27 protein-coding genes are annotated in these 24,246 nt (G+C 64.4%); 13 read left to right on the forward strand and 14 right to left on the reverse strand.

Translation table 11 applies throughout. The annotated features are described in order from the left end of the window. The 3 genes from ACNO8S_RS08105 to ACNO8S_RS08115 all read right to left on the reverse strand — a co-directional run bounded on the left by ACNO8S_RS08105 (nucleotide 1) and on the right by ACNO8S_RS08115 (nucleotide 4,460). On the reverse strand, nucleotides 1-390 hold the full coding sequence (locus ACNO8S_RS08105; protein WP_050038165.1) for a thioredoxin family protein: 390 nt from the start codon (nucleotides 388-390) through the stop codon (nucleotides 1-3). Nucleotides 391-498: 108 nt separating this feature from the next. Further along, the gene (locus ACNO8S_RS08110; protein ID WP_050038166.1) at nucleotides 499-2,661 is read right to left on the reverse strand and encodes a beta-glucosidase; all 2,163 of its coding nucleotides are present in this window, start codon (nucleotides 2,659-2,661) and stop codon (nucleotides 499-501) included. A gap of 41 nt (nucleotides 2,662-2,702) precedes the next feature. Beyond that, the gene (locus ACNO8S_RS08115; RefSeq protein WP_050038167.1) at nucleotides 2,703-4,460 is read right to left on the reverse strand and encodes a histidine kinase N-terminal 7TM domain-containing protein; all 1,758 of its coding nucleotides are present in this window, start codon (nucleotides 4,458-4,460) and stop codon (nucleotides 2,703-2,705) included. Nucleotides 4,461-4,487: 27 nt separating this feature from the next. On the opposite strand from ACNO8S_RS08115, the gene ACNO8S_RS08120 reads away from it, so the two are divergent. Beyond that, on the forward strand, nucleotides 4,488-4,811 hold the full coding sequence (locus ACNO8S_RS08120) for a DUF5827 family protein (RefSeq protein ID WP_023843290.1): 324 nt from the start codon (nucleotides 4,488-4,490) through the stop codon (nucleotides 4,809-4,811). Then, complete coding sequence (locus ACNO8S_RS08125; RefSeq protein WP_014040529.1) at nucleotides 4,808-5,632, forward strand: ATPase; 825 nt, start codon at nucleotides 4,808-4,810, stop codon at nucleotides 5,630-5,632. The genes ACNO8S_RS08120 and ACNO8S_RS08125 overlap by 4 nt, the downstream gene beginning before the upstream one ends. A 21-nt stretch (nucleotides 5,633-5,653) precedes the next feature. Here ACNO8S_RS08125 and ACNO8S_RS08130 read toward each other — a convergent pair whose 3' ends face one another. Next, nucleotides 5,654-6,229 carry an MBL fold metallo-hydrolase gene (locus ACNO8S_RS08130; protein WP_014040530.1) on the reverse strand — a complete coding sequence of 192 codons (576 nt, stop codon included), beginning with the start codon at nucleotides 6,227-6,229 and terminating at the stop codon, nucleotides 5,654-5,656. 122 nt (nucleotides 6,230-6,351) lie between these two features. Here ACNO8S_RS08130 and ACNO8S_RS08135 point away from each other — a divergent pair, with 122 nt between their 5' ends. The 5 genes from ACNO8S_RS08135 (at nucleotide 6,352) to ACNO8S_RS08155 (ending at nucleotide 9,342) form a co-directional block, all read left to right on the forward strand. After that, nucleotides 6,352-6,936, forward strand: coding sequence for a response regulator transcription factor (locus ACNO8S_RS08135; RefSeq protein ID WP_023843291.1), 585 nt, complete (start codon nucleotides 6,352-6,354; stop codon nucleotides 6,934-6,936). Nucleotides 6,937-6,946: 10 nt separating this feature from the next. Next, a complete protein-coding gene (locus tag ACNO8S_RS08140; protein ID WP_044951863.1) occupies nucleotides 6,947-7,606 on the forward strand; it encodes an RAD55 family ATPase in 660 nt (219 codons plus the stop codon). An 82-nt stretch (nucleotides 7,607-7,688) separates the two neighbouring features. Next, entirely contained in the window at nucleotides 7,689-8,432 is a 744-nt protein-coding gene (gene thyX / locus ACNO8S_RS08145) for an FAD-dependent thymidylate synthase (protein WP_014040533.1), read from the forward strand. Between the two features lie 197 nt (nucleotides 8,433-8,629). After that, nucleotides 8,630-8,803 (forward strand): DUF7556 family protein, encoded by a 174-nt coding sequence (locus ACNO8S_RS08150; protein ID WP_155120743.1) that lies wholly within the window; start codon nucleotides 8,630-8,632, stop codon nucleotides 8,801-8,803. A 134-nt stretch (nucleotides 8,804-8,937) separates the two neighbouring features. Then, the gene (locus ACNO8S_RS08155) at nucleotides 8,938-9,342 is read left to right on the forward strand and encodes a translation initiation factor IF-2 subunit beta (RefSeq protein WP_014040534.1); all 405 of its coding nucleotides are present in this window, start codon (nucleotides 8,938-8,940) and stop codon (nucleotides 9,340-9,342) included. Here the strand turns inward: ACNO8S_RS08155 and ACNO8S_RS08160 are convergent, their stop codons facing one another. From ACNO8S_RS08160 to ACNO8S_RS08185, 6 genes are all read right to left on the reverse strand, one after another. Next, nucleotides 9,343-9,522: a hypothetical protein gene (locus tag ACNO8S_RS08160; RefSeq protein ID WP_004515550.1), complete on the reverse strand. Its 180-nt coding sequence runs from the start codon at nucleotides 9,520-9,522 to the stop codon at nucleotides 9,343-9,345. A gap of 73 nt (nucleotides 9,523-9,595) precedes the next feature. Further along, nucleotides 9,596-10,564 (reverse strand): transcription initiation factor IIB, encoded by a 969-nt coding sequence (locus ACNO8S_RS08165; protein ID WP_014040535.1) that lies wholly within the window; start codon nucleotides 10,562-10,564, stop codon nucleotides 9,596-9,598. A gap of 479 nt (nucleotides 10,565-11,043) precedes the next feature. Next, entirely contained in the window at nucleotides 11,044-11,346 is a 303-nt protein-coding gene (locus ACNO8S_RS08170; protein WP_023843293.1) for a hypothetical protein, read from the reverse strand. A gap of 55 nt (nucleotides 11,347-11,401) precedes the next feature. Next, nucleotides 11,402-11,677 carry an ArsR/SmtB family transcription factor gene (locus ACNO8S_RS08175; protein ID WP_014040537.1) on the reverse strand — a complete coding sequence of 92 codons (276 nt, stop codon included), beginning with the start codon at nucleotides 11,675-11,677 and terminating at the stop codon, nucleotides 11,402-11,404. Between the two features lie 179 nt (nucleotides 11,678-11,856). Further along, nucleotides 11,857-12,351 carry a fasciclin domain-containing protein gene (locus tag ACNO8S_RS08180; protein WP_064288182.1) on the reverse strand — a complete coding sequence of 165 codons (495 nt, stop codon included), beginning with the start codon at nucleotides 12,349-12,351 and terminating at the stop codon, nucleotides 11,857-11,859. A gap of 74 nt (nucleotides 12,352-12,425) precedes the next feature. Then, entirely contained in the window at nucleotides 12,426-12,710 is a 285-nt protein-coding gene (locus ACNO8S_RS08185; protein ID WP_014040539.1) for a DUF357 domain-containing protein, read from the reverse strand. A gap of 101 nt (nucleotides 12,711-12,811) precedes the next feature. Between ACNO8S_RS08185 and ACNO8S_RS08190 the strand changes: the two genes are divergently transcribed. Next, on the forward strand, nucleotides 12,812-13,861 hold the full coding sequence (locus ACNO8S_RS08190; protein ID WP_014040540.1) for an NAD(P)/FAD-dependent oxidoreductase: 1,050 nt from the start codon (nucleotides 12,812-12,814) through the stop codon (nucleotides 13,859-13,861). A 66-nt stretch (nucleotides 13,862-13,927) separates the two neighbouring features. After that, a complete protein-coding gene (locus ACNO8S_RS08195) occupies nucleotides 13,928-14,215 on the forward strand; it encodes a DUF7545 family protein (protein WP_014040541.1) in 288 nt (95 codons plus the stop codon). A 16-nt stretch (nucleotides 14,216-14,231) separates the two neighbouring features. Here the strand turns inward: ACNO8S_RS08195 and ACNO8S_RS08200 are convergent, their stop codons facing one another. Then, nucleotides 14,232-14,891, reverse strand: a complete 660-nt coding sequence (locus ACNO8S_RS08200; RefSeq protein WP_420181774.1) for a 2,5-diamino-6-(ribosylamino)-4(3H)-pyrimidinone 5'-phosphate reductase — start codon at nucleotides 14,889-14,891, stop codon at nucleotides 14,232-14,234. A gap of 44 nt (nucleotides 14,892-14,935) precedes the next feature. Then, complete coding sequence (locus tag ACNO8S_RS08205) at nucleotides 14,936-15,394, reverse strand: hypothetical protein (RefSeq protein WP_023843295.1); 459 nt, start codon at nucleotides 15,392-15,394, stop codon at nucleotides 14,936-14,938. A 243-nt stretch (nucleotides 15,395-15,637) separates the two neighbouring features. Between ACNO8S_RS08205 and ACNO8S_RS08210 the strand changes: the two genes are divergently transcribed. From ACNO8S_RS08210 to ACNO8S_RS08220, 3 genes are read left to right on the forward strand one after another with little or no spacing between them, the layout of a single operon-like run. Then, nucleotides 15,638-16,918: a Single-stranded DNA binding protein gene (locus ACNO8S_RS08210; protein ID WP_420181775.1), complete on the forward strand. Its 1,281-nt coding sequence runs from the start codon at nucleotides 15,638-15,640 to the stop codon at nucleotides 16,916-16,918. Beyond that, nucleotides 16,915-18,636: a hypothetical protein gene (locus ACNO8S_RS08215; RefSeq protein WP_420181776.1), complete on the forward strand. Its 1,722-nt coding sequence runs from the start codon at nucleotides 16,915-16,917 to the stop codon at nucleotides 18,634-18,636. The genes ACNO8S_RS08210 and ACNO8S_RS08215 overlap by 4 nt, the downstream gene beginning before the upstream one ends. 48 nt (nucleotides 18,637-18,684) lie before the next feature. Beyond that, on the forward strand, nucleotides 18,685-19,434 hold the full coding sequence (locus tag ACNO8S_RS08220) for a metallophosphoesterase (protein ID WP_007190136.1): 750 nt from the start codon (nucleotides 18,685-18,687) through the stop codon (nucleotides 19,432-19,434). A gap of 19 nt (nucleotides 19,435-19,453) precedes the next feature. Here the strand turns inward: ACNO8S_RS08220 and ACNO8S_RS08225 are convergent, their stop codons facing one another. After that, nucleotides 19,454-20,302 (reverse strand): class 1 fructose-bisphosphatase, encoded by an 849-nt coding sequence (locus ACNO8S_RS08225; protein ID WP_004960905.1) that lies wholly within the window; start codon nucleotides 20,300-20,302, stop codon nucleotides 19,454-19,456. 176 nt (nucleotides 20,303-20,478) lie between these two features. Between ACNO8S_RS08225 and ACNO8S_RS08230 the strand changes: the two genes are divergently transcribed. Next, nucleotides 20,479-23,313, forward strand: coding sequence for a DEAD/DEAH box helicase (locus ACNO8S_RS08230; protein ID WP_420181777.1), 2,835 nt, complete (start codon nucleotides 20,479-20,481; stop codon nucleotides 23,311-23,313). Between the two features lie 23 nt (nucleotides 23,314-23,336). Here ACNO8S_RS08230 and ACNO8S_RS08235 read toward each other — a convergent pair whose 3' ends face one another. After that, the gene (locus tag ACNO8S_RS08235) at nucleotides 23,337-24,074 is read right to left on the reverse strand and encodes a sporulation protein (RefSeq protein WP_050007420.1); all 738 of its coding nucleotides are present in this window, start codon (nucleotides 24,072-24,074) and stop codon (nucleotides 23,337-23,339) included. Nucleotides 24,075-24,246: the final 172 nt, after the last annotated feature.

Genomic DNA, 24,246 nt, shown 5'->3' on the forward strand with positions numbered 1-24,246 from the left:
TCACGCCATCGCGTCTTCGATCTGGTCGGCGAGAGACACGGCGATAGGGACCGGCTCCTCCTCGACAAAGCGGGCTATCTCCTCGCCGTCGTGCTCGACGACGACCGTCGGAATGAGTTCGATGTCGTACTCCTCGACATGTGGTCCGGTTTTCGAGCCGTCGTCTTCCTTCTCGACGGGATAGTGGTGAATCTGGGCGTCCGGGATATGGGCGGCTTTCAGGGCCGCGCCGAAGTCGGGGAGCTGGGCCCGGCAGTCCTTGCACCAGTCGCCGCCCCAGATCTTGTACTCGAACTCATCAGCGTAGTGTGTGAGAACGTCGACGGTGTCGGAATAGGCGTCTTCGACCCACACCGGGTTCGGCTCCATGGTTTCGAGCGTTTGACTCATAGCTGGCTGTATGTAGTCAGGGGGCTTGAAATCCCCGGCCGTGAATTTTCCGCTTCAGACGGGCTCCAGCGGAAAATCGGTGTTTCAGCCGAGGCGAGTCCGGACGCGCTAGCGGTCGACTCGGACAGTCGTCCGAACGTCCCGAGACGACCGGCCGATTTCGACGGTGTAGGTCCCGGAATCGACTGTCCAGCCGGAATCCGTGTCGTACCGCGAAAGCGCCAGGTCGTCCAATGTCAGCTCCACCGTCTGCCGTTCGCCGGCGTCCAACTGCACGGCCTCGAACCCGGCGAGTTCGCGCTCCGGGCGGTCGACGCCGTCCACGGATGGCGGTCGGACGTAGGCCTGAACGACCTCTCGGCCCGGCCTGTCGGCGACGTTCTCGACGGGGACTGCGACTGTCTGTTCGCCTGTGGTTTCGGCATCGCCGTACTCGAACGCCGCGTACGAGTGGCCGTGGCCGAACGGGTAGGTCGGGTCCACATCCGCGTCGTCGAAGTGTCGGTAGCCGATAAAGACGCCCTCATCGTAGTGGACTTCGTCATCGACACCGGGATAGCGGCGTTCAGTCCCTGCAGTCGGATACTCGCTTTCCGGGGCGAAGGTGACCGGGAGCCGGCCGCTCGGGTCGCGGTCGCCGTAGAGGACGGCGGCCGCCGCGTCCCCGTCCGCCTGCCCGGGATACCACTGTTCGAGGACCGCGGCCACGTCCTCCCGCCACGGGAGTTCTACGGGGCCGCCGGACCTGACGACGACCACGGTGTTCTCGTTGGCGGCCGCGATGGCCGAGACGAGTTCATCCTGTCGTCCCGGCAGTTTCAGGGAATCCCGGTCCCGCGCCTCTGTCGTCGCGTCGCGGACGAACACGACGGCGACATCGGCGGACTCGGCTGCCGTGACGGCGTCGTCGAGCGATGGTTCCCGGTCGGCTGTGTCGCCAGCCGCACCGTCGGTTTCGTCGTCCTCGCCGACGAACGGCAGGAGGTCGAACAGCGAAACGGATTCGATTTGCGGGACGCCGAGCGCTGTCGTGACTGCGCCCTCGGAACGAGATTCGATCCCGTCGACCGGGGTAACCGAGTGGATCGGCGTTGTTTCTGAGGAGCCACCACCGCCCAGTTTCGGCTCGTCGATATTCGGCCCGATGACGGCCACGTCCGCCCCGTCATCCAGCGGCAGGACGCCGTCGTTGTCGAGCAACACGGTTCCGCGGGCCGCAACGGCCGAAGCGATATCTCGGTGTCGCTGGCTGTCGAGTTCGCCCACCGACGCGTCGCTGCTTTCACCGGCTTCGGCAGTAGTCCGATTACTGTCCAGCCGCCCGAATCGATCTATCTGGCCGAGAATCCGCCGAACCATGTCGTCCAGCCGGCCGGCCGGGACTTCGCCGCCGTCGATGGCATCGGCGAGCGGGTCGCCGAACAGGCCCGCCCGCGTTGCGTCCGGGATGCCGTCGGGCCACTCGAACTCCTCGTCGCCATCCGCGGTGTCGCTGTCGGCGGCTTCCGCTGCGCCGGGGGCCGCCACGCCGGGCATCTCCAGGTCCATGCCTGCATTCGCCGCGTCGACGGTGCTCTCCAGTCCGTACCAGTCCGAGACGACGTAGCCGTCGAACCCCCACTCGCCTTTGAGTACGTCGCCGACGAGGCGCTCGTGGTCGCTCATGTGCGTGCCGTTCACTCGGTTGTACGCCGTCATCACCGACCCGACGCCGGCGTCGACGGCCGCGCGGAACGGCGGGAGGTACAGCTCTCGGAGGGTCCGCTCGTCCACTTCGGCGCTAACGGTCGTGCGGTGTGTCTCCTGGTTGTTTGCGACGAAGTGTTTCACTGTCGCCGCGATATCCGCGGACTGAATGCCGTCGATAAGGCCGGCCCCGACAGCGCCGGCGTGGACGGGGTCCTCGGAGAGATACTCGAAGTTGCGACCGCAGTGTGGAATCCGGATGATGTTCACGCCGGGCGCGAGCAACGCGTCCTGATCGAGCGCCGTCGCCTCGCGGCCCATCGCCGCTCCCTGTCGCCGAGCCAGGTCGAGGTCGAACGTCGCCGCGGTCGCAATCGACGCCGGAAAGGCGGTCGCACGTTGGCCCTCAGCGCGGATTCCCAGCGGCCCGTCGACGAGGCGAAACGGCGGAATCCCGGCCGCCTCAACGCCAGAGATGTATCCCGTCGCTGTGCCTTCCGGGTCGGTTGCGCCGCGAACGAGCGCGAGTTTCTGTTCGCGGGACAGCCGGGCGAGCACCGCTCCAATGTGGTCGTCGTCAGCCATATCGCAGTTCACAGCCGAGCGGGCCTTATACTGTCGGCTGCTCAGGACGGCGTCTCAGAGAGCTGTGTCGACCTTGTTTCGAGCCCCGAAATGACGAGTTTCGCGCCGCCGGACCGGCTCTCCGTCATCTCGACGTCCCACCCGTGGGACTCGACGACGTGCTGGACGATGGCCAGTCCGAGGCCGGTCCCCGACTCGGAACTGGTGACGCCGTGCGTGAATACCTCCTCTCGTTCCTCGGGCGGCACGCCGGGGCCGTTGTCGCTGATCGTGAACCCGTCCGGGGTGGCGTCAACGCGTATCGTTACCCCCGCGCCGCCGTGTGCCACACTGTCGTCGGACCCTGTCCGACTGTGCCCGTGGTCAGCGCTGTCGTCGGCATCTGGTCGACTGCCTGTGGAACCATGTTCCACACTGTTCCGAACCACGTTTTCGAACAGTTGCAGGAGCTGGTCACGGTCGCCGATAATCTCCCGGTCGCCGTCGATTCGCAGCGTCGCCTTGCCGGTGTCGACGTGGCCCCAGGCCGCCTTCGCCAGCGCCGAAAGCTGTAGCTCGACCCTGTCAGTCGTCTTTTCGTCGCGGGCGAAGGCGAGTACCTCGTCGATGAGGCTACTCATCCGGTCGTGGGCCTCCTCGACACGGTCGAACTCTTCGGGGTCGTTCCGCTCTCGGGCCAGCGCCAGTCGGCCCGAGGCCACGTTCAGCGGGTTCCGGAGGTCGTGAGAGAGGACAGCGGCGAACTGGTCGAGCTGCTGGTTCCGGCGTTCGAGTTCCCGCTCGCGCTCTTTCTGCTCGGTGATTTCGTGGACGAGAAACACGCGTCCGACCAGCGCGTCGTGGGAGTCATACAGCGGGGTGAGTTGGACGTCGAAAAACCGGTCGCGCTGCTCGATGACGGCCTGCGTTTCCTCGGCGTCGTCGTTCAGGCCGCGGTACTTTTCCAGTAGCTTTGGCGACGTTTCGAGCGCGTCCTCGACGGATTTCCCGACGATATCTTCGTCTCCGAGCAGTTGCCGGCCGACGTCGTTGGCCTCGATTATCGTATCGTCCGTATCGACGACGAACACAGCGCTGTTGAGGGATTCGACGACCTCCCGGTAGGCGACCGGCGAGATGTCCAGCAGTCGGCCTTTGAAAAACGCCCACGAGAGCGTGAGCCCGGTGCCAGCCAGCAACAGCGGTGTAAATTCGATTGCGGTATCACCGAAGATGCTGACAACGCTCCCGAACCACGGGAGCACGATAGCCAGTAGGACGGCGTACACCTGCTTCCGGTACAGGCCGCCGGAGACGAGTGCGTAGTGGATGAGAAGCGCACTCGACACGGCGATGAGTGCATAGGAGTATACCAGATGCCCCCAGAAGACCGGTCCAGGGGTTATCTCCCAGCCGTACATACCAGCGTCCGTCGGGCCGGAGATAGCGTATATCGCACCGTCGGGGCCGACAAACAGCGCGGCAAAGAACACGAGAGGTTCGACAGCCAGTAACGCGACGGCCCGCCAGCCGAGATACCGGTCGCGGCCGGTGTAGGCCAGCGCGAACACGAACAGGCCGGCCATCGCGGGCATCACGCCGACGTACAGGCCGTACGCGAAGAACAGAGCCAACTCAGTCCCGCGCGTCAAAACACCGACCGCGGCACAGAGGTCCCATATCGAGAGCCCGGCGAGCAGAACAGAGAGCGCGGTCCCGCCGGGAGAGTCACGCCGGCTCCACGCGTACACCGACAGCGTCCCGAGGACAACGGCCACGACAAGCAGGGAAAAGGCATATGCAACGAGCAGCGTGGCCATTGACGTATAATCCGGCTCTGCGAGTAAATGGGTTCCGCCCAGTTCGAGGGATTTACCCACTCGCTCGGCATACCGGCGGGTATGCCTGTCGACAAGCAGGAGTTCGACGAGATACTGTCGTTCGAGCTCCACGAACCCGCGGACATTCTCGACGCCGACAAACTGTACACCATCCCGGAAATCGCCCGCCTCCTGCAGGGCCTCCCGGCGGACGCCGAACTCAGCGAGGCCAGCGAGTCGGTGTTCATCGACTGGGCCATCCCGTGGATGATCTTCAATCAGGACGACCTCGTCATCGCCGACCCGCAGGACGACGACGTCGTCGGGCTGTACGGCCTCGCTGAGTCATGAAGCTCCTCGTTGCCGGCAGTGACCGGGTCGACGCGGGCAAGACCACGTTCAGCGTCGGCCTGCTCGAACGGACCAGCGCTCAGGGGTTCAAGCCCAGAGCGGGCAACAACTACTGGTTCGACCACGACGACTATCAGCGAGCGACAAACGAGGGGCGGCTGTACGGCAAGGACGCCAAGCGCCTCGCGGCCGCGTCACCGAGCGATGTCGCACCGGAAGAGATCAATCCGATTCACCGCCTCTGGCACCCCTCACCGGGAGCCGAGACGGGCCTGCTCGGGAAAGAAAACCAGCAGTTCGTCGTGGACCGGGTCGGCCGTCCGAGTTCTGAAACCGGGGTCGAATACGTCGTCAACGGGACCGTCGACCTGCCGGAGTCCGTTGCCGAACGACTCCCGGTTGCCAACGCGCCACGGGTCACCTCAGTCGCCGATTTCAACGACCTGATGCGGGTGATGCACGTCGAGGCACTGGAGTCACTCGCCGCGGACATCGAGACGACGGACCGGGCGGTCGTAGAGTCCTACGGCGACGTGGCCCGGCCGCTGTCGGGCATCGAACCGGACGCCGTGGCCGTCGTCGAGCCGGGACGAGCACGCATCTACGACGGCGACCGGTACAGCAAGGCCTGTCAGATCGCCACCGGTGGTCCCGGCGACGGCCAACTGGAGGAACGGGTGCCGAACGTCGTCGACCTTATCGAGCAGGTCGCCGCGGTGCGCCTGCCCGCGCTCGACAGCGAGCAGCGCAACGACCCGGCGGCGGTCGCCGATGCGTACGACCACGCCTACGACGCCTTGCTGGCCTGTGCCTTCGACTAAAACTATCGCTCAGCCGCAGCCTCAGAACTTCGCGGCCTGCAGGGCCAGTTCGATGTCCTGATACGGCGCGTCGGTGACGCTCGGCCCGTGGCCGGTGTGCATCTCCTGCAGGTCCTCGTCGACAACCGACAGCACCTGCTCGATACTGTCGACGAGCAGACTACGGTCGCCTTCGTCGAGGTCGGTCCGGCCGAAGCTCCCGTTGGCGAATACGAGGTCGCCGGCGAACAGGACGCCGGCTTCGTCCGAGTAGAAGCAGAGATGGTCGTTCTTGTGGCCGGGCGTGTGCAGCGCCCGGTAGTCGTGGTCACCTAGCTGTATCGTTCCGTCATCAGCGATAGCGTGCTCGACACCGTCCTGGTCCGTGTCGTAGCCGTACACCGGCACGTCGAAGGCGTCGACGACGCTGTCGAGGTTCTCGACGTGGTCGTAGTGGGTGTGGGTGACCGCAACAGCGTCGATGTCGTCGACGTGCTCTTCGACGGCCGACACCACGTCGAACTCGTTGCCGACGTCGACCAGAACGGTTCGGTCCCCAGTGACGAGGAACACGTTGCTCGTGAAGGCCTGCTGCCCACGGGCGAGGTTTCGGATCATTACAGGCCTGTTTGCCGTCGTCCCGGATGTGGGTATCGTTCTGTCACCGGCCGAGACGCGCTACACGCCCGCACCCACAGGGCTATGTACGTGGATATGCAAACGGGGGATAGTAGAACATTATGTCAGATTCGGACCTACCTGTGGTGCTTATCGTCGAAGACGAACCAGATGTTGCCGAGACGTACAAACTGTGGCTGCAACAGGAGTACGAGGTCCGCATGGCACAGAACGGCGACGAGGGCCTGGAGCAACTGGACGCGGATGTCGATGTCGTGTTGCTCGACCGGATGATGCCCGGACTTTCCGGGGACGAAGTACTGGAGCGTATTCGCGAGCGGAAGCTGGGCTGTCGGGTGGCAATGGTCACTGCCGTCGAACCGGACTTCGATATTCTGGAGATGGGCTTTGATGCATACCTCTCAAAGCCGATCCGGAGCGAACAGCTCCACGAGACGGTCGACAATCTGCTCGACCGCTCCGAGTACGACTCTCTGCTGCAGGAGTACTACGCGCTCGTCGAGAAGCAGGCGACGCTGGAAGCGACGAAATCGAGCGCAGAGCTGGCGGAGAGCGACCAGTACGACGAACTGACCCAGAGAGTCGCAGAGATGCGAGACGACCTCTCGGAGACACTCGGTGGCATCGAAGACGACTCCGATTTCATCGCAACGCTTCGCGGACTGAGCGACGATGAAGACAACTGAGCGACAAACAATGTATGATCTCACCTCAGTACTAGAGTTCGATGCGCTCAGTGAGGTCCGGCCAGGGTCCAGCATCCTGATCTCCGGCCCAGCAATGAGCGGGAAGGAACGACTCGCATACGATATTCTCGCCGATGGTCTGCGAAAGGACGACGGCGCAGTGGTCGTGACGACCGGAGACGGCGCGGGCAGCGTCGTCGAGGAGTTCCGGTCGCTCGTGCCCGACCTCGACGACTCCCAGCTCGGTGTCATCGACTGTCGGGGCGAAGGTGGCACGGACGAGGAGGCAATCGGCAACGCCCACGCCCACCACGTCTCTTCGCCCGGTGATCTCACCGGCATCGGTATCGGCATCACGAAGGCGCTGGAGGGACTACACAACGCCGGCAACGAACAGGGCCGTCTGGCCCTCGTCTCGCTGTCGACGATGCTGACCTACACGGACAAGAAGACCGTGTTCAAGTTCTGTCATGTGCTGTCCTCGCGGCTGGACTCCGCGGGCTACATCGGCGTGTTCACCATCGACTCGGGAGCCCACGACGACCAGACACTACAGGTCATCAAGCAGGCGTTCGACGGGATGATCGACGTGCGCGACGCCGAGGGCGGCGGCCGCGAGGCCCGCGTGCTCGGCCTCGCCGGCGAGCCGACCGACTGGCAGGACATCTGAGTACGTCGCCATCCACAGGCGGTCCGAACCCCGTGTCGGTCCGGGAAGGAAGTATTTTGCCGCTCCGGTTCACCCACCCGATATGGACGTAAAGCTGCTCGAAGCCACAGACGACCCCGAGGACCTCATCTGCAAGGCAGCACGTAACGACTACAGCGACACCTCCGTCGGCAGCCAGTCGTTCGAAGCGACGATGGCTGAGGTCGACGGAGACACCCTTGACGACAAGAAGGAGACGCTCATCGGCCACCTGCTCGACCACGGCCACTTCGGTCCGTTCGAGCACGCGCAGGCGACCTTCGCCGTGGAGGGGGTCTCCCGCTCCTGTATGGCCCAGATCACCCGCCACCGCCACGTCTCCTTCGACGTGCAGTCGATGCGGTACGTCTCCTTCGACGACGTGGACCCCGAAGCCGTCCGGGAAGGCGAACTGGTCGTGACGCCGCCGTCCGCGACGGACCCGGACTGGATCGGCCGGAACCAGCAGAAAGCGAGCGTCTCCGACGAGGAGTTCGAGGAGCGCACGGAAATATTCAAAGACACCATCGAACAGGCGGTCGAATCGTACCAGGAACTGCTTGAGCTGGGAATGCCACCGGAAGACGCTCGGTTCGTGCTGCCAATCGGAACAAAGGTGAACATCGTGATGTCGATGAACGCCCGGATGCTGATGCACGTCGCGGACATGCGAGCCGCGGCGGACGCACAGTGGGAGATCCGGGAGATGACCGAGGAGATGCTCGACCTGGCAGCCGACTGGTGTCCCAAGACCTTCGACTACTACGAGCGGGAGATGAAGGGACGCAAGAACCGGCTCGCACCCTGACAGAGCCGCACTTCTCGCGGCAGTTCAGAACAGCTGTCTTCGGTCGTGGGCATCGACAATTGTTGGATCGACCTTGATACTCACAACGGCAATAGCGAGACACGAGCCGTTTTGTTGCGTCAGCGACCGGATTTCAGAGTATCAAAAGACGAAACGAGTACGACACATTCATTACCGCACATCCTAGATAAACAATTGTGTCTTACGAGGTTGAACGTCCCACCCGTCGGTCGGGCACTGCGTCTGATGTGATGTGTGCTGTCGACGATGTCGACGGCCAGCAGCGGTTCGTCATCGCCGATATTGCCCACGATGACATCTGGATTTCGATGGTAGCGGACGAGACCTGCACACTTACAGCCTGGCGATAGCGGGCCACCACCGGCTGTGACGGATTCTTGTAGATAGTTCCGGATAGTGCCGACCTCGGGGTCGACACAGACCGGGAAATCGCTCAAACAGTCCGTATGAAAAGTTTTTGTTGACCGCTCTGTGACGTAGGAGTATGGAATACGACGACATGCTCGACCGGGCGATGGAGGAGACGCCCGAGATTGACGGCACAAGCGAGCGGTTCGAGGTCCCCGATCCAGACGTCCGACAGGAAGGGAACGTCACCGTCTACGAGAACTTCCAGTCGACGTGTTCCCGGCTCGGACGCGAGGACGACCATGTGATGAAGTTCCTCCAGAACGACCTCGGGACGAGCGGCCACATCGACGAGAGCGGTCGAGCGCGCCTGACCGGCGAGTTCGATGCCGACCGTATCGAGGCGTCCATCGACGAGTACGTCGACGAGTTCGTGCTCTGCTCGGAGTGTGGCCTGCCGGACACGCAACTGGAACGGGAACAGGGCGCGCTGTTGCTCCGCTGTGAGGCGTGTGGCGCCCGCTCGGCGACGAGCGAGTAGCTACTGCAGACCTTTCAGCGTCTGCAAGTCGTTTTCCGTGCGGGTAAAAACGGCGAGCCGATGGCTCGCGTGACAGTTCGGGCAGTGGAACGTCGTGTCGTGTCGCGGCAAGTCCGTTGGCGTCGACTCCCAGTCTTTCTTACACTCAGGACAGAGCAATCGAACGTACGCTTCCTCCATGTATGTTACTCACACACATATCCAACGATAAAAAGCCTTGGCGTCTCCCCATTAGTCTGCCTTCACCCGGGCGTCAGGCCGGAAGGTCCTCGGCTTCGAGGAGTTCCTTGTACCGGTTTCGAATAGTCACTTCGGAGATGTCGGCGACGTCGCTGACCTGACTCTGTGTGACCTTCTCGTTGGTCAGCAACGCGGCGGCGTAGACGGCCGCTGCGGCGATGCCGACCGGCGATTTGCCGGAGAGCATCCCCGACTGGCGAGCACCTTCGATGAGGTCCCGTGCCTGTCGCTGGGTCTCCTCGCTGAGTCCGAGGTCGGAGATGAACCGCGGGAGGTAGTGTTCCGGGTCCGCCGGCTGGACTTCGAGGCTGAGTTCCCGGACGATGTACCGGTAGGTCCGTGTGAGTTCCATCTTTTCGACGCGGGAGACGCGGGCCATCTCGTCCAGCGACCGGGGGTTTCCGGCCATGCGAGCGGCCGCGTACAGCGCGGACGTGGCGACGCCCTCAATGGAGCGGCCCGGAAGGAGGTCGTCACCGAGCGCGCGCCGGTAGATGACGCTGGATGTCTCGCGGACGTTCTGGGGGAGTCCCAGCGCCGAGGCCATCCGGTCGATTTCGCCCAGCGCCTGCTTGAGATTGCGCTCCTTGGAGTCACGGGTACGGAACCGCTCGTTCCAGGTCCGGAGCCGCTGCATTTTCTGGCGCTGCTCGCTGGAGAGGGAACGCCCGTAGGCGTCCTTGTTCTGCCAGCCGATGTTGGTCGAGAGCCCCTTGTCGTGCATCATGTTCGTCGTCGGCGCACCGACGCGGGACTTGCGGTCCTTCTCTGCGGAGTTGAACGCCCGCCACTCCGGCCCGTGGTCGATCTCGTCCTCTTCGACGACCAGTCCACAGTCCTCACAGACTGTTTCGCCGTGTTCGGAGTCCGTAACGACGTTGCCACTACATTCGGGACAGGCCTCTACAGCCTCCTGCTCCGTCGGTTCGGATATTTGCTCGTCTCGTTCTCGTGTGCTCGTCCGCGTTGGTGATTCACTCATGATTGGGAGTTCTGTTCTGCCGGGTGCAGAAATTTTAAGACTATTTGGGGAAACTGTCTTACCCTATAGTTAGTCCGTAAAGTATATAAATCTTTCCCCGGATTTCCGCAGGAACCGCCGGATAGCGGAGTGATAGGGTATGACATGGCCCGCCGTACGGCTATATAATCTTGGTGGTTATCGCCGCCGTCCGTGCACAACGCATAAATGGGGGGCTGCACCGCCGTGCGACTCCATCTGTGCTCCGTCGAACGACCAGTCCTCACCTCGATACGACCGCTCCTGATCGGTCGGGAGCGGCAAGTGGGTCCCGGAATTATCGGGTCAGCGGGAGTCACCGTGTGGTTCCGCACATCGTGGGGGAGTGATGAGATATAAAAAGCGATGTTACCAACTGACATAATTTGGTTGCAGTTGCATACCAGATACATACATCCACACGACGACAGCCCCCGTTTGAGGGATGTCGCGGCAACCGCTCAATCGAGCGAGATCCACGCCAGAAACAGCAGCCCTCCGAGCTCCAGTATCGCAACGAATGTCATCGCGCGACCGGCGACAGGGGCGGCGCTTCGCAACAGCACGGCGACCTCCGGGTCAAGGACGTAGTAGTAGACGGACAGGCAGTTCTCGGCGAGCAACAGTACCCCGAAGACCGTCAGTCCGAGCGCGTGTTTCGAACCCACTGCCAGGTAGTTCCGGACCCAGACTGACAGTAGCACGAGCAGGACCACGACGTTGAGCGCGGACGCGACACTCGCCGCGGTCATCCAGACTGCCATCTGTGCCCTCCTATGCCGGCTCGTGGTAAGACTCCTTTCCCGATTTCAGCCATTGTCACTCGATCTCCGCGATGATTTCCTCGATGGTGTCCCAGTACTGTTCGGTCCTGTCCGTCAGCGTGTAGACGGAGCCGTAGTCGCCGCCGGTGTTGTCGACGACGCCGTTGTCCAACAGCACGTCAAGGTGGTGCCGGACGGTCTTGTAATCGAGGTCGAGGTCCTCCGCCAGTTGGTTAGCGTTCCGGGGCCGTCGCTTGAGGGCCTTGAGGATACGGGCTCTGTTTGGCCCCCCACGGGTCCCGGAGAGAACGTACCAGAGGACACCCTCCATCAGCAGACCCAACTCTCCGGGCGTACGTATATCCACTGGCCGATTGTGCGATAGCTGCCTACGAGCGTAACGGCGGAAGCTAATTGTCAGCGGTGGGCATCAAGAACCCGAAGCGGTCGTCGCGGGGTGGCAATTCTGGCCGGCTGTCACGCACGGGCTCGAGATAGTCGTGCGCCGGGTTACGGCTGCAACACGCCGTCGATGGCGTGGATGAAGCCGTTGGAGGCCTCGATGTTCGTGTCGACGATATCGGCCTGGTCGCCGTTGAGGTCAGTCCCGTCTACGTCGATCTTCGCCCCGTTCAGCGTCGGGATTTTCTCCGAGTCGACGACGGAGCTTGCGTCTCGCTCGCCCGGTGCGACGTGGTACGTGAGGACGTCCACGAGGAACTCGTCGTCGACATCGCCGACGTTGTCGACAGTGATTCCCGCGGCGTTAAACGCATCGTCGGTCGGCGCAAACACCGTCAGCTGACGGTTCCCGCTGAGCGTGTCGACGAGGCCGGCTTCCTGCACTGCGGCCACCAGCACGTCGAAGCCGTCGGCCGCCATGGCCACGTCAACGATCGTATCGCCGTCTCTCGGCGGCGCGGCACTCGCGGCACCGACGCCACCGACTGCGACTGCTGTTCCGGCACCGATACTCCGTAACACACTGCGCCTGGTCTGTTTCATGGAAACCCGGACGATTCGGAGGACTGTTGACAGTTAACCGGTTTCCGAACTGGGACCCAAATTAGACCATAGTTTCAGACAGTGAATAGGTGACCCTCGGTCGGAACGTCGAAGAGTCCGATACGTGCGCCCGCGTCCAGCCACGCATGCCCGTACGAGAACGATGCCAGCGCGTTGACCGGGTCGTCGTCGTCCCTGAAGTGGCGACCGTCCGCCAGATACGCCGCCGCCATCTCTTCACACTCCAGTGCGGCGTCGTGCATCGGCGTCCCTTCAGGTGGCGCGACTGATGCCGCGTCGAGCGCCTCGGCGAGCAGTCCCTCGTAGCGGTCGGTCTTCTCTTCGAGATCTGCGGCCATACCCTCAGCGAACGGTGGCAGTGGCCTAAGCGTGTCGTCCCAGTGCGAGTTCGGCGCACGACAACACAAGCTAAATACGGCCCGGTAGTCTAGCTTGGCTAATGACAGAATCGGTCGAACACCGACGACTCATCGTCGCTGGCACCGGCGCAGCGGGACTGACAGCGGCCATCTACGCCGCCAGAAGTAACAACGACCCACTCGTTCTGGAAGGCGACGAACCGGGCGGGCAGCTCACGCTGACCAGCGAAGTCGAGAACTTCCCCGGCTTCCCCGAGGGGCTCTCCGGTCCGGACCTCATCAACAACATGAAAGAGCAGGCCGAGCGGTTCGGGACCGAGCTGAAACACGGCATCGTCGCCGACATCGACGACAGCGAACGGCCGTTCCGCGTGGAACTGTCGAACGGCGACGTGTACACCTGCGACGCCTTCATCGCCGCCTCCGGAGCCAGCGCCCGGACGCTGGGCGTCCCCGGCGAGGACGAGCTGATGGGCTACGGCGTCTCGACGTGTGCAACCTGTGACGGCGCGTTCTTCCGCGGCGAGGACATGCTCGTTGTCGGCGGCGGCGACGCGGCCATGGAGGAGGCCCACTTCCTCACGAAGTTCGCCGACACCGTCTACATCGCACACCGCCGCGAGGAGTTCCGCGCCGAGGACTACTGGATCGACCGCGTCCAGCAGAAGGTCGACGAGGGCGAAATCGAGATCATGCGAAACACCGAGTTGCTGGAGATGCACGGCTCACCCGAGAACGGGGTCGACCACGTCACCCTCGCACAGAACGACGCGGGCCATCCCAGCGAGAAGCTCGACGCCGACGGGACCGAAACCTTCGACTTCGACGTTGGTGCCGTCTTTATTGCCATCGGTCACACGCCTAACACCGACTACCTCGAAGACACCGGCGTCGAGCTGGACGATACCGGGTACATCCAGACCCACGGCGGCACCGGCGGCGACCAGACCGCCACCGACGTCGACGGGATCTTCGGTGCCGGCGACGTGGTCGACTACCACTACCAGCAGGCCGTCACCGCCGCCGGGATGGGCTGTAAGGCCGCCATCGACGCCGACGAGTACCTCGAATCACAGGCCGAGGCCGCCGCCGAGGCGGAGTCCGAGGCCGCGGCAGAAGCCGACGACTAGCGCAGTTGTTTCTTCGTTCGTCCCCACATCCACAGACCCTTTAGGATAGCCCCCGGAGTGAGCGGCATGGCAACCGATACTGTCACGCTGACTATCGACGACGGCGAAGAGACCGACGAACTCACCGTCCCAAGCGAACTCGTAGACATCCTCCGAGAGTCGCCCGAGGAGACGGACCCGCAGGTCGTCGGCGACATCGCGATGTTCGGCATGACCCAGCGGATTCACAGCGCTGTCCACCACGCGCAGGGCGAGCCGGACGAGCAGATCGTCGCGCTCGAAGAGGAAACCAGCGAACTGTTCGAAGAGCGCTTCGGCCAGTCCTTCGCCGAGCTGACCGGCCACGACCACTAATTCTGTCGGCCAGTTCTTAGAACTGCCAGTGTAGCACCACGCCGTCGTCGACCCGTTCGACGTCGGCCAGCTCCGGCTCCGGGAAGTCCTCGATGAAGCCGTCGCCGTCGGCCAGCGTCGGCGCGTCCCGGCCGCCGATGACCTTCGGCCCGATGTAGACGAACAGCTCGTCGACCAGCGCCTCTTCTAGCAGGCCGAAGATGAGTTCGCCGCCACCTTCGACCATGAGCTGGTCGATACCGTCGCCCTCCAGTTTCGCAAGCGTCGTCGTCAGGTCGACCCGGTCCTGCCCGGCGGCGATGACGTACGCGCCGGCGTCTTCCATCTCCTCGATGAAGTCCGGCGGGGCGGCTTCGCTGACGAGGAGGTAGGTCTGGGCGCGACCGTCCAGCACTGTGGCGTCCGGCGGCGTTCGGATGCGGGAGTCGGCGACGACGCGTGCGGGATTTTCCGGCTTGCCGCGGTCGGCCCGGGCGGCGCGGCGGTCGGCGTCGTCGACGGTCAGTGAGGGGTCGTCAGCGAGAATCGTACCGACGCCGACCATCACAGCATCACTGTCGGCTCGAAGCTGGTCGACGCGGTCGAAGTCGTCCGGGCCGGAGATAGCGATCTGTTCGCGGCGGCGGGAGGAGAGTTTCCCATCGACACTCATGGCGGCGTTGACGACGACGTGCATACTCGTTCGTGCCGGCGACACGTCAAACGGCTTTTGGGTTACAGTCAGGAGGACGTTGTTTCGGGGCGCTTCGACAGCTTCCGGACGTCGAGTTTCTTCACGGTGCCGTCGCCGGTTTTCAGCTTCAGCACCGTCTTTTTCAGTACGAGTTCTTCGACGTCGAGCGTCGTCTCCGTGCTCCAGCCCCGTAGCCTGACCATCCCTTCCTCGTCGATTTCGAGGAACGTGCGGGGTTTGCGCTGGGACCCCATCGTCCACTCCTCGTCGCCGACGGACAGCTCCTGCCCGCCGCTTTTCGCCCAGCGGAACACGCAAGCGAACTGCTCGCGGGGTTCGTCACCGCGGTCGTGATCGACGCGGGTCCACTGCTCGAAGTCGACGCCGAAGTGGGCGGCCCACAGCTCCAGATACTCGAAATCGAACTTCTTCTTGCCGTCGTTGTTCCGGCCACTCCGCCAGATGACGTGCGCCTCCGACGGCTTCGACCCGAACATACTGCCCACAGTCAGGCCCCCGGGCGACTGCCGTTATTATTTGATCTGATATCACGAATCCCGACTAGTCGAATATCTCCGATAACGTACTTTTTAGCCATTTGAAACGTCCCAACACAGTCAACGCCCATATCCTGAGAGATTACAGTATCACAAATAAGAATTGTGGGCGATTTTGAACAGGTGTGAACGGTCGTGACTTGCACGGCCGGCCGAAAACGCTTTTGAGTGCTCCCGTCGAACCGTCAGTCGATGTCTCTCGAAGACCATGCCGAGGAGCTCGCCTCCGACCTCGGTGTTGACAAAGAGGAGGTCACACGCGACCTGGAAAACCTCGTGAACTACTCCGTCCCGATGGACGAGGCCAAGCAGAGCCTCAGACGGAAGTACGGCGACGGCGGCTCGGGCGGCGACGGCACGCCGTCGAGCAAGGCCATCAGCGAGGTGTCGACCGACGACTCGAACGTGACGGTCACCGCCGTGGTGCTCACGTCGGGTCGTCGCTCTATCCAGTACAACGGGGAACAGCACGTCATCCGCGAGGGCCAACTCGCCGACGAGACGGGGAAGATATCCTACACGGCCTGGGACGGCTTCTCGGGCGACCTCCAGCCCGGACAGACCGTCCGGCTCGGTAACGCCGGCGTCCGCGAGTGGGACGGCCAGCCAGAGCTCAATCTGGGCGACAGCACCGACCCCGAGGTCGTCGACGAGACGCTCGACATCGACTACGATGTCGGCGGCCGCGCCACGCTGCAGGACCTCGCACCGGGTGACCGCGGCATCACTGTCGAGGTACAGGTGCTCGAATGCGAACAGAAGGTCATCGACGGCCGCGACGGCGAGACGACGATTCTCAGCGGCGTCCTCGGCGACGAGAGCGGCCGGCTCCCGTTCACCGACTGGGAGCCTCACGACGAAATCGAGGAGGGGGCGTCCGTGCGCCTCGAAGAGACGTTCGTCCGCGAGTTCCGCGGCGCGCCATCGGTGAATGTCTCCGAGTTCTCGACGGTGACCGCGCTTGACCGTGCGGTCGAGGTGGCCGAGTCGGCACCCAGGATGTCCATCCGCGAAGCCGTCGAGAGCGGCGGGCTGTTCGACGTGGAACTGGCCGGCAACGTCATTGAAGTGCGGGACGGCTCCGGCCTCATCGAGCGCTGTCCGGAGTGCGGCCGCGTCATCCAGAACGGCCAGTGTCGTTCCCACGGCGCGGTCGAGGGCGAGGACGACCTGCGGACGAAGGCCATCCTCGACGACGGCACCGACACCGTCACCGCGGTGCTCGACGACGAACTGACCGCCCGGGTGTACGGTGGCGACCTCGACGACGCCCGCGAACACGCCCGCGACGCGATGGACAAAGAGGTCGTCGCCGAGCGCATCAGCGACCGCATCGTCGGCCGCGAGTACGTCGTCCGCGGCTCGCTGTCGGTCGACGAGTACGGCGCGAACCTCACCGCCTCGACCTTTACCGAGGCCGACGACGACCCGGCGACGCGTGCGCAGGCCCTCCTACAGGAGGCGGACACATGAGCGAATCCGGCGACAGCGGCCCCGGCCGCCGGGAGGTCGCCCATCGGCTGTTCGCCGCGGAGTTCGACGACGCCGACTTCTCGTATTCGGAGTCCGACGAGGAGCGCGCGCCGAACTACGTCGTCACGCCGACCGGCGCGCGGGTCAACCGCCTGTTCCTCGTCGGCGTCCTCACCGAACTCGAACAGGTCAACGACGACGTGTTGCGCGCCCGGGTCGTGGACCCGACCGGCCCGTTCGTCATCTACGCCGGCCAGTACCAGCCCGACGAACTGGCGTTTCTGGAAGGGGCCGACCCGCCGATGTTCGTCGCCGTCACGGGCAAGGCCCGCACCTTCCAGCCCGACGACAGCGACCGGGTGTTCACCTCGGTGCGACCCGAGAGTATCAGCGAGGTCGACGCGGACACGCGGGACCGCTGGGTCGTCCAGGCCGCCGAGCAGACCGTCTCGCGCATCGGACAGATGGCCAGCGCGAAACAGGCCGGTTTAGCCGGCGACGAACTCCGCCTCGCGCTGCTGGACCAAGGCATCGACGAGAGTGCCGCGGCCGGCATCACGCTCGCGCTGGATCATTACGGCACGACCGGCGACTACCTCGACGCGCTCCGGACGACGGCGCTCGACGCCGCTCGTGTCGTCGCCGGCGACACGGACGAGGCGGAAGGGCTGTCGTTGTCACCGGACGACGGGACCGACGACCCGATTCCGCTCCTTGCCTCTCTCGACCTCGATACTGACGTTTCCACCCCGGAGACGGCGACTGAGGACGCAGAGGGAGACGCGACGGCAACCGAGTCCGGCGCTACTGAGCCGACGACAGACGAGGAGGTGGCCGACGCGGCCGAGAAAGGTGCGCCCGCAGACGCTGCCGACGCCGAGCCCGCGCCCGGTTCGCCCGGCGCACCGGTCGGCGACGAGTCGACAGAGCCAGACGCCGGCGCGGCCACGAGTGACGCACCCGTCGAGACGCCCGAGACAGCGACCGACGCCGCAGCCGACGAAACCACGCCGGGTGAGTCCGTGGGTGAGGACGTGTCCTCGACGCCTGAACAGAGCGAGCCCGTGGACGAACCACCGGTGTCGAGTGAGCCGGTGACCGACGCCGACGCGATGGGACAGGACGAACCGGAGTCGTCGTCCGAACCCGACAACGGCGGTGACCTCGGCGACTTCGACACCGAGTTCGAACTGGACGAGGACGAACGCGAGGAAATCGAACAGGAGTACGGCACTGACTTCCAGAGCGGGACGGAAGTGGATGAGCCCGGCGAGGCCGACATCGAGACGCCGGACCACGAAGAACTGGCCGACGCGGCTCAGGAGGGCGCGCCCGCAGACGCCGCCGACGCCGAGCCTGCACCCGGTTCGCCCGGTGCACCGGCCGGCGATGAGTCCCCCGAGCCGACCGCTGACGCGGCCACAAGCGACGCACCCGCCGAGACGCCCGAAACAGCGACCGACGCCGCAGCCGACGAGACCACACCAGACGAGTCGGCGAGCGAGGACGCGCCTACCGAGGACGTGGACCTCGAAGACGCCGTCATGGCGGTCATGGATGACCTCGACGACGGCAGTGGGGCCGACCGCGAGGAACTCCGCTCGACGGTCGTGAGCCGCCACGGCGCGGACGCCGATGCCGTCGAGGACGCCATCCAAGACGCGTTGATGGGCGGACGCTGCTACGAGCCCGAGGACGGCAAGCTCACACCCATCTGACGGGGCGAGCCGCGGTCCTTTTCTCCCCTGCGACCCAACCGAGCGCAGATGCGTGTCGAACCGCTTCCCGACGTCCCGGCGGCCACCGTCGATACTGACGGGGAGCGACTGCTGGCGGTGGCCGATTATCACGCCGGCATCGAAGCAGGGCTCAGATACGAGGGGGTCGAACTCCAGTCGGCCGCCGAGGCCCGCCGGGAGCGGTTGCTGACATGCCTGAGACGCGCCCGGGCCGACCGGCTGGTCGTCATCGGCGACCTGGGCCACGCCATCGGCGACCCGTTCGCAGACGAGCGAGCGGAGCTCGAAACGCTGTTCGACGCCCTTGACGTGCCCGTGACACTGGTGAAAGGGAATCACGACGGCGGTCTGGAGCCAGTCTTGTCTGACCTCGACGCCGACGTCGAAGTGACGCCGGGACACGGCACCCGCATCGGCGCTGTCGGGTTCGCCCACGGCCACACCTGGCCCGCGCCGGACGTGCTCGAAGCCGACGTCGTCTGTGTCGGCCACGAACATCCCGTCGTCCGACTCGAAGACAGCGTCGGTGGGGCCCAGAAGGAGCGGGCCTGGCTCCGCGGCTCGCTGGTGACTGAGCCCTTTGCCGAACAGTTCGACCAACCAGTCGAGAACGCGCCGGACATCGTCGTCTTTCCGGCGTTTAACGACCGCTCCGGCGGGACGTGGGTCAACGTCGACGGCCAGGAGTTCCTCGCCCCGTTCCTGCCCGAGGGCATGGCGGATACCGAGGCGTTCCTGCTTGATGGCACGCGGTTAGGGGCCTACCGACAGGTCTGAGCCAGCGTTTTGTACCCGCCTATGTTTCCGAGAGCGCCGCTTCGAGTTCGTCGACCAGTTCTGTGTTCCCGAGGAACGTCGGCGTCCGGTCGTGGATACCGTCCGGTTCAACGTCGAGCAACGACTGCGAGCCGTCGCTAGAGGCCCCACCGGCAGCCTCGACGAGGTACGCGAGCGGCGCTGATTCGAAGTGGACCCGAAGCTTACCGTTTGGGTACCCCGACGTCACCGGATACCCGAACAGCCCGCCGTATTCGAGCACCTGCGCCAGGTCGGCGACGGTCGCGCCGCCGTAGCGGAGCTTCAGGTCCCGCTCGAAGGACTGGGCGATGTCGTTGAACGCGTCGCTTCGTTCGCCAGTCTTGCCCGCTAACCCGACAACAGTCGCCTCTGCTGGCAGTTCGAACTGGCCCCAGCGCTCGCTGTGCCCGTCCCGGAGGAGGTGCTCCTGAACGACATCGCGGTCGGACCGGGCGATTGTCAGCGTCGTGTATGGGCCGTACAGCACCATCAGCGATGCGACCATTTCCCGGCCCGCCGCGGGCAGTTCAGCGTCGTAGACCCCGATTATCGTCCCCACGGAGTTGTTCGAGGCGAGGTTCGAGGAGCCATCGAGCGGGTCGATAGCGATACTGTAGCCTTCACCGCAATCGACCACGTCGCTACGTTCCTCGCTCGCGTACGCGCCGATGCCGTCGATGTACGCGAGTGCGTCGAAAAACAGGTCATCGGCCCACACGTCGCCACCGACCTGTTGCTCCCCACTCGGGTTCTCGCCAGCGGCTCTGTTGGCGTAGTTCGCCAGGTTCCCGCTAACGTAGTGGGCCGTGTCCTTTACCGCCCGTTCGATCTCATCAAGCGTGTTCACAGGCCATCACCGGCCGCAGTTGCACAGGCGTCAGTCATGGTTCCACATATCCCAGGGCAACGACATAAGGCTGTACCCGTTCTCCCCCGCAACGCCCGTAATGCCCTGGTTACCGACGGGGGACGAGAGAATATGACACAACGTGTTTAACCCGGTGTAGTCGCTAGAGGGGGGCGATGACTGACGGGGTCGCTCGCGGCGATGACGCCTTCACTGCGCTCGGGCCGGCCGTCCGCAGTGCGCTCTCCGAGCGCGGCTTCACGACGCCGACCGACCCACAGCGAAAGGCGATTCCAACTCTGGCTGACGGGCGAGACGCGCTAGTCGTCGCCCCGACCGGAACCGGAAAAACTGAAACGGCGATGTTGCCGGTCTTCGACGCACTGGCCGAGTCCGAAGACCGCTTTGGCATCGGCGCGCTGTACATCACGCCGCTCCGGGCGCTGAACCGCGACATGCGCCAGCGCCTCGACTGGTGGGGCGAGACGCTCGGTCTCGAAGTAGACGTCCGCCACGGCGACACGACGGACTACCAGCGCCAGAAACAGGCCAACGACCCGCCGGACGTGCTCGTGACCACACCCGAGACGCTCCAGGCAATGCTCACCGGGTCGAAGCTCCGAACTGCGCTGGAGGATGTCGAACATATCGTTATCGACGAGGTCCACGAGCTCGCTGCGGCCAAGCGAGGCGCGCAGTTGACGGTCGGACTCGAACGGCTCCGGGAACTGTCCGGGCGGTTCCAGCGGATCGGCCTCTCGGCGACCGTCGGCGACCCACACGAGGTCGGCCGGTTTCTCACCGGCGGCCGCACATGTACCATCGTGGAAGTTGACATCGGCAGCCGGCTGGACATCGAGGTGGTCCGGCCCCAGATTACTGACCGGGACGAGGAACTGTCGAGTTCCCTCGTCACCGACGCGGGAACGGCCAGCCACGTCCGGTTCATCGCGGACCTCATCGATGAGCACGAATCTGTCCTGCTGTTTGTCAACACTCGACAGACCGCCGAGGCGCTTGGCTCGCGGTTCAAGGAACTCGGGACCGACCTCGGGGTCCACCACGGTTCGCTGTCGAAGGAGGCCCGCATCGACGTGGAGGACCGCTTCAAGGCCGGCGACCTCGACGCCCTGCTGTGTACCTCCTCGATGGAGTTGGGCATCGACGTGGGCCACGTCGACCACGTCGTCCAGTACGGCAGCCCCCGGCAGGTGTCCCGCCTCGTCCAGCGGGTCGGCCGCGCCGGCCACCGCCGGGACCTCGTTTCCTCGGGCACGGTCGTTACGACTGACACCGACGACACGCTGGAGGCGCTGGCGATAGCGAGACAGGCCGAAGCCGGCGATGTCGAGCCCGCCGAAATCCACGACGGGAGCCTCGACACAGTTGCCAACCAGATCGCCGGACTGGTGATGGATACCGGCGAAATTCGGGCGATGCGGGCCTACGAGATACTGACCCGCGCGTACCCGTTCCGGGACCTCGACGAGGCCCAGTTCAAGCAGGTCGTCGAGGAACTCGCAGCGAACAACGTCATCTGGCTCGACGAGGACCGGGACACTCTGGAGAAACGCCGCGGGACCTGGCAGTACTTCTACCAGAACCTCTCGATGATTCCCGACGAGGCCACATACGACGTGGAGGACGTGGCCTCAGGCCAGCAGGTCGGGACCCTCGATGAGAAGTTCGTCGTCAACTTCGCCACGCCCGGCGAGGTGTTCGTCCAGCGCGGGGAGATGTGGCGCATCACGAACATCGACGAGGAAGAGGAAGTCGTGACCGTCTCACCCATCGAAGACCCCGCCGGTGAGGTCCCGTCGTGGGTGGGGCAGGAGATTCCGGTTCCGAGAGCCGTCGCCGCGGAAGTCGGCGAACTCCGTCGTGTGGCTGGTCGGCAACTCCAGGACGGCGCGGACACCGAGGCCGTCGCCAGAGACGTGGCGACTCGCTATGCCGCCGGCCCCGAAACCGTCGTCGACGGGCTCTCGCAGGTGGAAGAACACGAAGGGCCGATTCCGGACGACACGACTATTCTGGTGGAGTTCCACGGCCGGGAGGTCATCGTCAACGCTTGCTACGGGCACAAAATCAACGAAACGCTGGGCCGGGTCCTCTCGGCGCTGCTCGGTCAACGGGCAGGGTCGTCGGTCGCGATGGATGTCGACCCGTACCGGATTACGCTGGAGGTCCCGCGCCGGATCACCGCCGGCGATGTCATCGAAGTCATTGAGGACACCGATCCTGACCACCTCCCAGCACTCATCGAACTCAGCCTGAAAAACGCCGACGCGCTGAAGTTCAAGCTCGCGCAGGTGGCGACGAAGTTCGGCTCGCTCAAGCGCTGGCGGGGCCGGGGGTCGACTGACTTCGGCCGTGACCGCCTGCTGGCAGCGCTTGAGGACACGCCGATGTATGACGAAGCCCTGCGCGAGGTTCGCCACGAGGACCTCGCTATCGAAGCGACAGCCGACCTCCTCCGGGATATCCAGCGCGGCGACGTGGCGCTCGAAACAGTGGGCGAACACACGCCAATCGGGACTGGCGGCAGTTCCTCCGGGCGGGAACTCCTCTCACCGGAGAACGCCGACGCGAGCGTCATCAAAACCGTCAAGGAGCGTATCCAGAGTGACCGCGTCATCCTCGCATGTCTGCACTGCAAGAAGTGGGACCGCAAACAGCAAGTCAAGCGCGTGCGGGATCAGCCGTCGTGTCCGCAGTGTGGCTCGACCCGCATCGCCGCGCTGAATCCGTGGGCCGAGGAAGTCGTCTCGGCCGTCCGGACCGACGACAAGGACGAGGAGCAGGAGAAGATGACCGAACGAGCCTACCGCTCGGCCTCGCTGGTCCAGAGCCACGGGAAACGGGCGGTGGTCGCGCTGGCCGCCCGCGGGGTCGGGCCCCACAACGCCGCCCGAATCATCAACCGCCTGCGAGAGGACGAAGACGAGTTCTACCGGGACATCCTCCGGCAAGAGCGGGAGTACGCGCGCACGCAGTCGTTCTGGGGTTGAGGGCGGCAACGTACGCCAGCGAGCTAACTCAGTTCCCGAATCGCCTCCGCGAGTCGTGGCTCGATAGCATCGGGGTCAGGGGCTTCTATCGTGAGTTTCGTGTGTCGCTCGTCGGCGTCAGTCACCTCCGAGAGCAGTCCGGCGCTGCGGTCGACCTCGACGTACACCGTAAGTCCGTCGTCGTCGAACACCGGGACGATCTCGACCTCGTCGACCGCGCCGGCGAACTCGCCGCGCTGGGGCCGGAACTCGAACTCCTGAGCGAAGTTCGCCGAGGTAGTGAACAGGCTCCCGGCCGTCGCCTCACAGGCCGAGGCATGGAGCGAGAAACCGAGCGAATCCAGCGCGTCGAACACCGCTTGCGTGCGGTGTGTCGGTTCGACTTCGATGTAATCCTCGTCGCCGGGGTCGACCGCCATCGAGATATCGAGGCCGGTCTCGATTTCGACGGCCGTCGAGCGCGTAGTCACCGGCGTCTCCCTGGGAATATCTATAGTGGTCTCGAAACGCCGCTCCTCACCCGCCCCGATAGTGAACGGTTCGGTGAGTTGCCACTGATCGATGATGGCGTCCTTGTACCCCTCGTCGGATTTATATTCGGTTTCCAGCGCGAAGTAGACCGCGTCGACATCCTGATCCGTCGACCCGCCCTCGACGTGGACCTCGGCCTGGACGGATTCGCCGGCTCTGACGGTATCCGTCGGCAGAATCGTGTCTACTGTGGCCGAGCCGATGCCGATTCTGGAGAGCACGTCTTTCATTCGTGTTGTGAAATTCGACCGTCACAGAGTATAAAGTTCAGGGAGCGACGCTATCGAAAGAATGGGGTTACGAGAGTGCCCGGGCACGTCCGGCTCCGGGCTGAGAGAGCCAGTTGGGACCGTTTCACCCTGACATAGCCGTTTGGAGCCGTCGGTTCCACTGCGGACGCAA

This window comes from Haloarcula sp. KBTZ06 (assembly GCF_048595605.1).
In the GTDB taxonomy this organism is placed as follows: Archaea; Halobacteriota; Halobacteria; order Halobacteriales; family Haloarculaceae; genus Haloarcula; species Haloarcula hispanica.

Coding starts and splice junctions, on each gene's coding strand:
- ACNO8S_RS08105 (WP_050038165.1), bottom strand. CDS start 390: ATGAGTCAAACGCTCGAAACCATGGAGCCGAACCCGGTGTGGGTCGAA.
- ACNO8S_RS08110 (WP_050038166.1), bottom strand. CDS start 2,661: ATGGCTGACGACGACCACATTGGAGCGGTGCTCGCCCGGCTGTCCCGC.
- ACNO8S_RS08115 (WP_050038167.1), bottom strand. CDS start 4,460: ATGGCCACGCTGCTCGTTGCATATGCCTTTTCCCTGCTTGTCGTGGCC.
- ACNO8S_RS08120 (WP_023843290.1), top strand. CDS start 4,488: ATGGGTTCCGCCCAGTTCGAGGGATTTACCCACTCGCTCGGCATACCG.
- ACNO8S_RS08125 (WP_014040529.1), top strand. CDS start 4,808: ATGAAGCTCCTCGTTGCCGGCAGTGACCGGGTCGACGCGGGCAAGACC.
- ACNO8S_RS08130 (WP_014040530.1), bottom strand. CDS start 6,229: ATGATCCGAAACCTCGCCCGTGGGCAGCAGGCCTTCACGAGCAACGTG.
- ACNO8S_RS08135 (WP_023843291.1), top strand. CDS start 6,352: ATGTCAGATTCGGACCTACCTGTGGTGCTTATCGTCGAAGACGAACCA.
- ACNO8S_RS08140 (WP_044951863.1), top strand. CDS start 6,947: ATGTATGATCTCACCTCAGTACTAGAGTTCGATGCGCTCAGTGAGGTC.
- thyX (WP_014040533.1), top strand. CDS start 7,689: ATGGACGTAAAGCTGCTCGAAGCCACAGACGACCCCGAGGACCTCATC.
- ACNO8S_RS08155 (WP_014040534.1), top strand. CDS start 8,938: ATGGAATACGACGACATGCTCGACCGGGCGATGGAGGAGACGCCCGAG.
- ACNO8S_RS08160 (WP_004515550.1), bottom strand. CDS start 9,522: ATGGAGGAAGCGTACGTTCGATTGCTCTGTCCTGAGTGTAAGAAAGAC.
- ACNO8S_RS08165 (WP_014040535.1), bottom strand. CDS start 10,564: ATGAGTGAATCACCAACGCGGACGAGCACACGAGAACGAGACGAGCAA.
- ACNO8S_RS08170 (WP_023843293.1), bottom strand. CDS start 11,346: ATGGCAGTCTGGATGACCGCGGCGAGTGTCGCGTCCGCGCTCAACGTC.
- ACNO8S_RS08175 (WP_014040537.1), bottom strand. CDS start 11,677: ATGGAGGGTGTCCTCTGGTACGTTCTCTCCGGGACCCGTGGGGGGCCA.
- ACNO8S_RS08180 (WP_064288182.1), bottom strand. CDS start 12,351: ATGAAACAGACCAGGCGCAGTGTGTTACGGAGTATCGGTGCCGGAACA.
- ACNO8S_RS08185 (WP_014040539.1), bottom strand. CDS start 12,710: ATGGCCGCAGATCTCGAAGAGAAGACCGACCGCTACGAGGGACTGCTC.
- ACNO8S_RS08190 (WP_014040540.1), top strand. CDS start 12,812: ATGACAGAATCGGTCGAACACCGACGACTCATCGTCGCTGGCACCGGC.
- ACNO8S_RS08195 (WP_014040541.1), top strand. CDS start 13,928: ATGGCAACCGATACTGTCACGCTGACTATCGACGACGGCGAAGAGACC.
- ACNO8S_RS08200 (WP_420181774.1), bottom strand. CDS start 14,891: ATGCACGTCGTCGTCAACGCCGCCATGAGTGTCGATGGGAAACTCTCC.
- ACNO8S_RS08210 (WP_420181775.1), top strand. CDS start 15,638: ATGTCTCTCGAAGACCATGCCGAGGAGCTCGCCTCCGACCTCGGTGTT.
- ACNO8S_RS08215 (WP_420181776.1), top strand. CDS start 16,915: ATGAGCGAATCCGGCGACAGCGGCCCCGGCCGCCGGGAGGTCGCCCAT.
- ACNO8S_RS08220 (WP_007190136.1), top strand. CDS start 18,685: ATGCGTGTCGAACCGCTTCCCGACGTCCCGGCGGCCACCGTCGATACT.
- ACNO8S_RS08230 (WP_420181777.1), top strand. CDS start 20,479: ATGACTGACGGGGTCGCTCGCGGCGATGACGCCTTCACTGCGCTCGGG.
- ACNO8S_RS08235 (WP_050007420.1), bottom strand. CDS start 24,074: ATGAAAGACGTGCTCTCCAGAATCGGCATCGGCTCGGCCACAGTAGAC.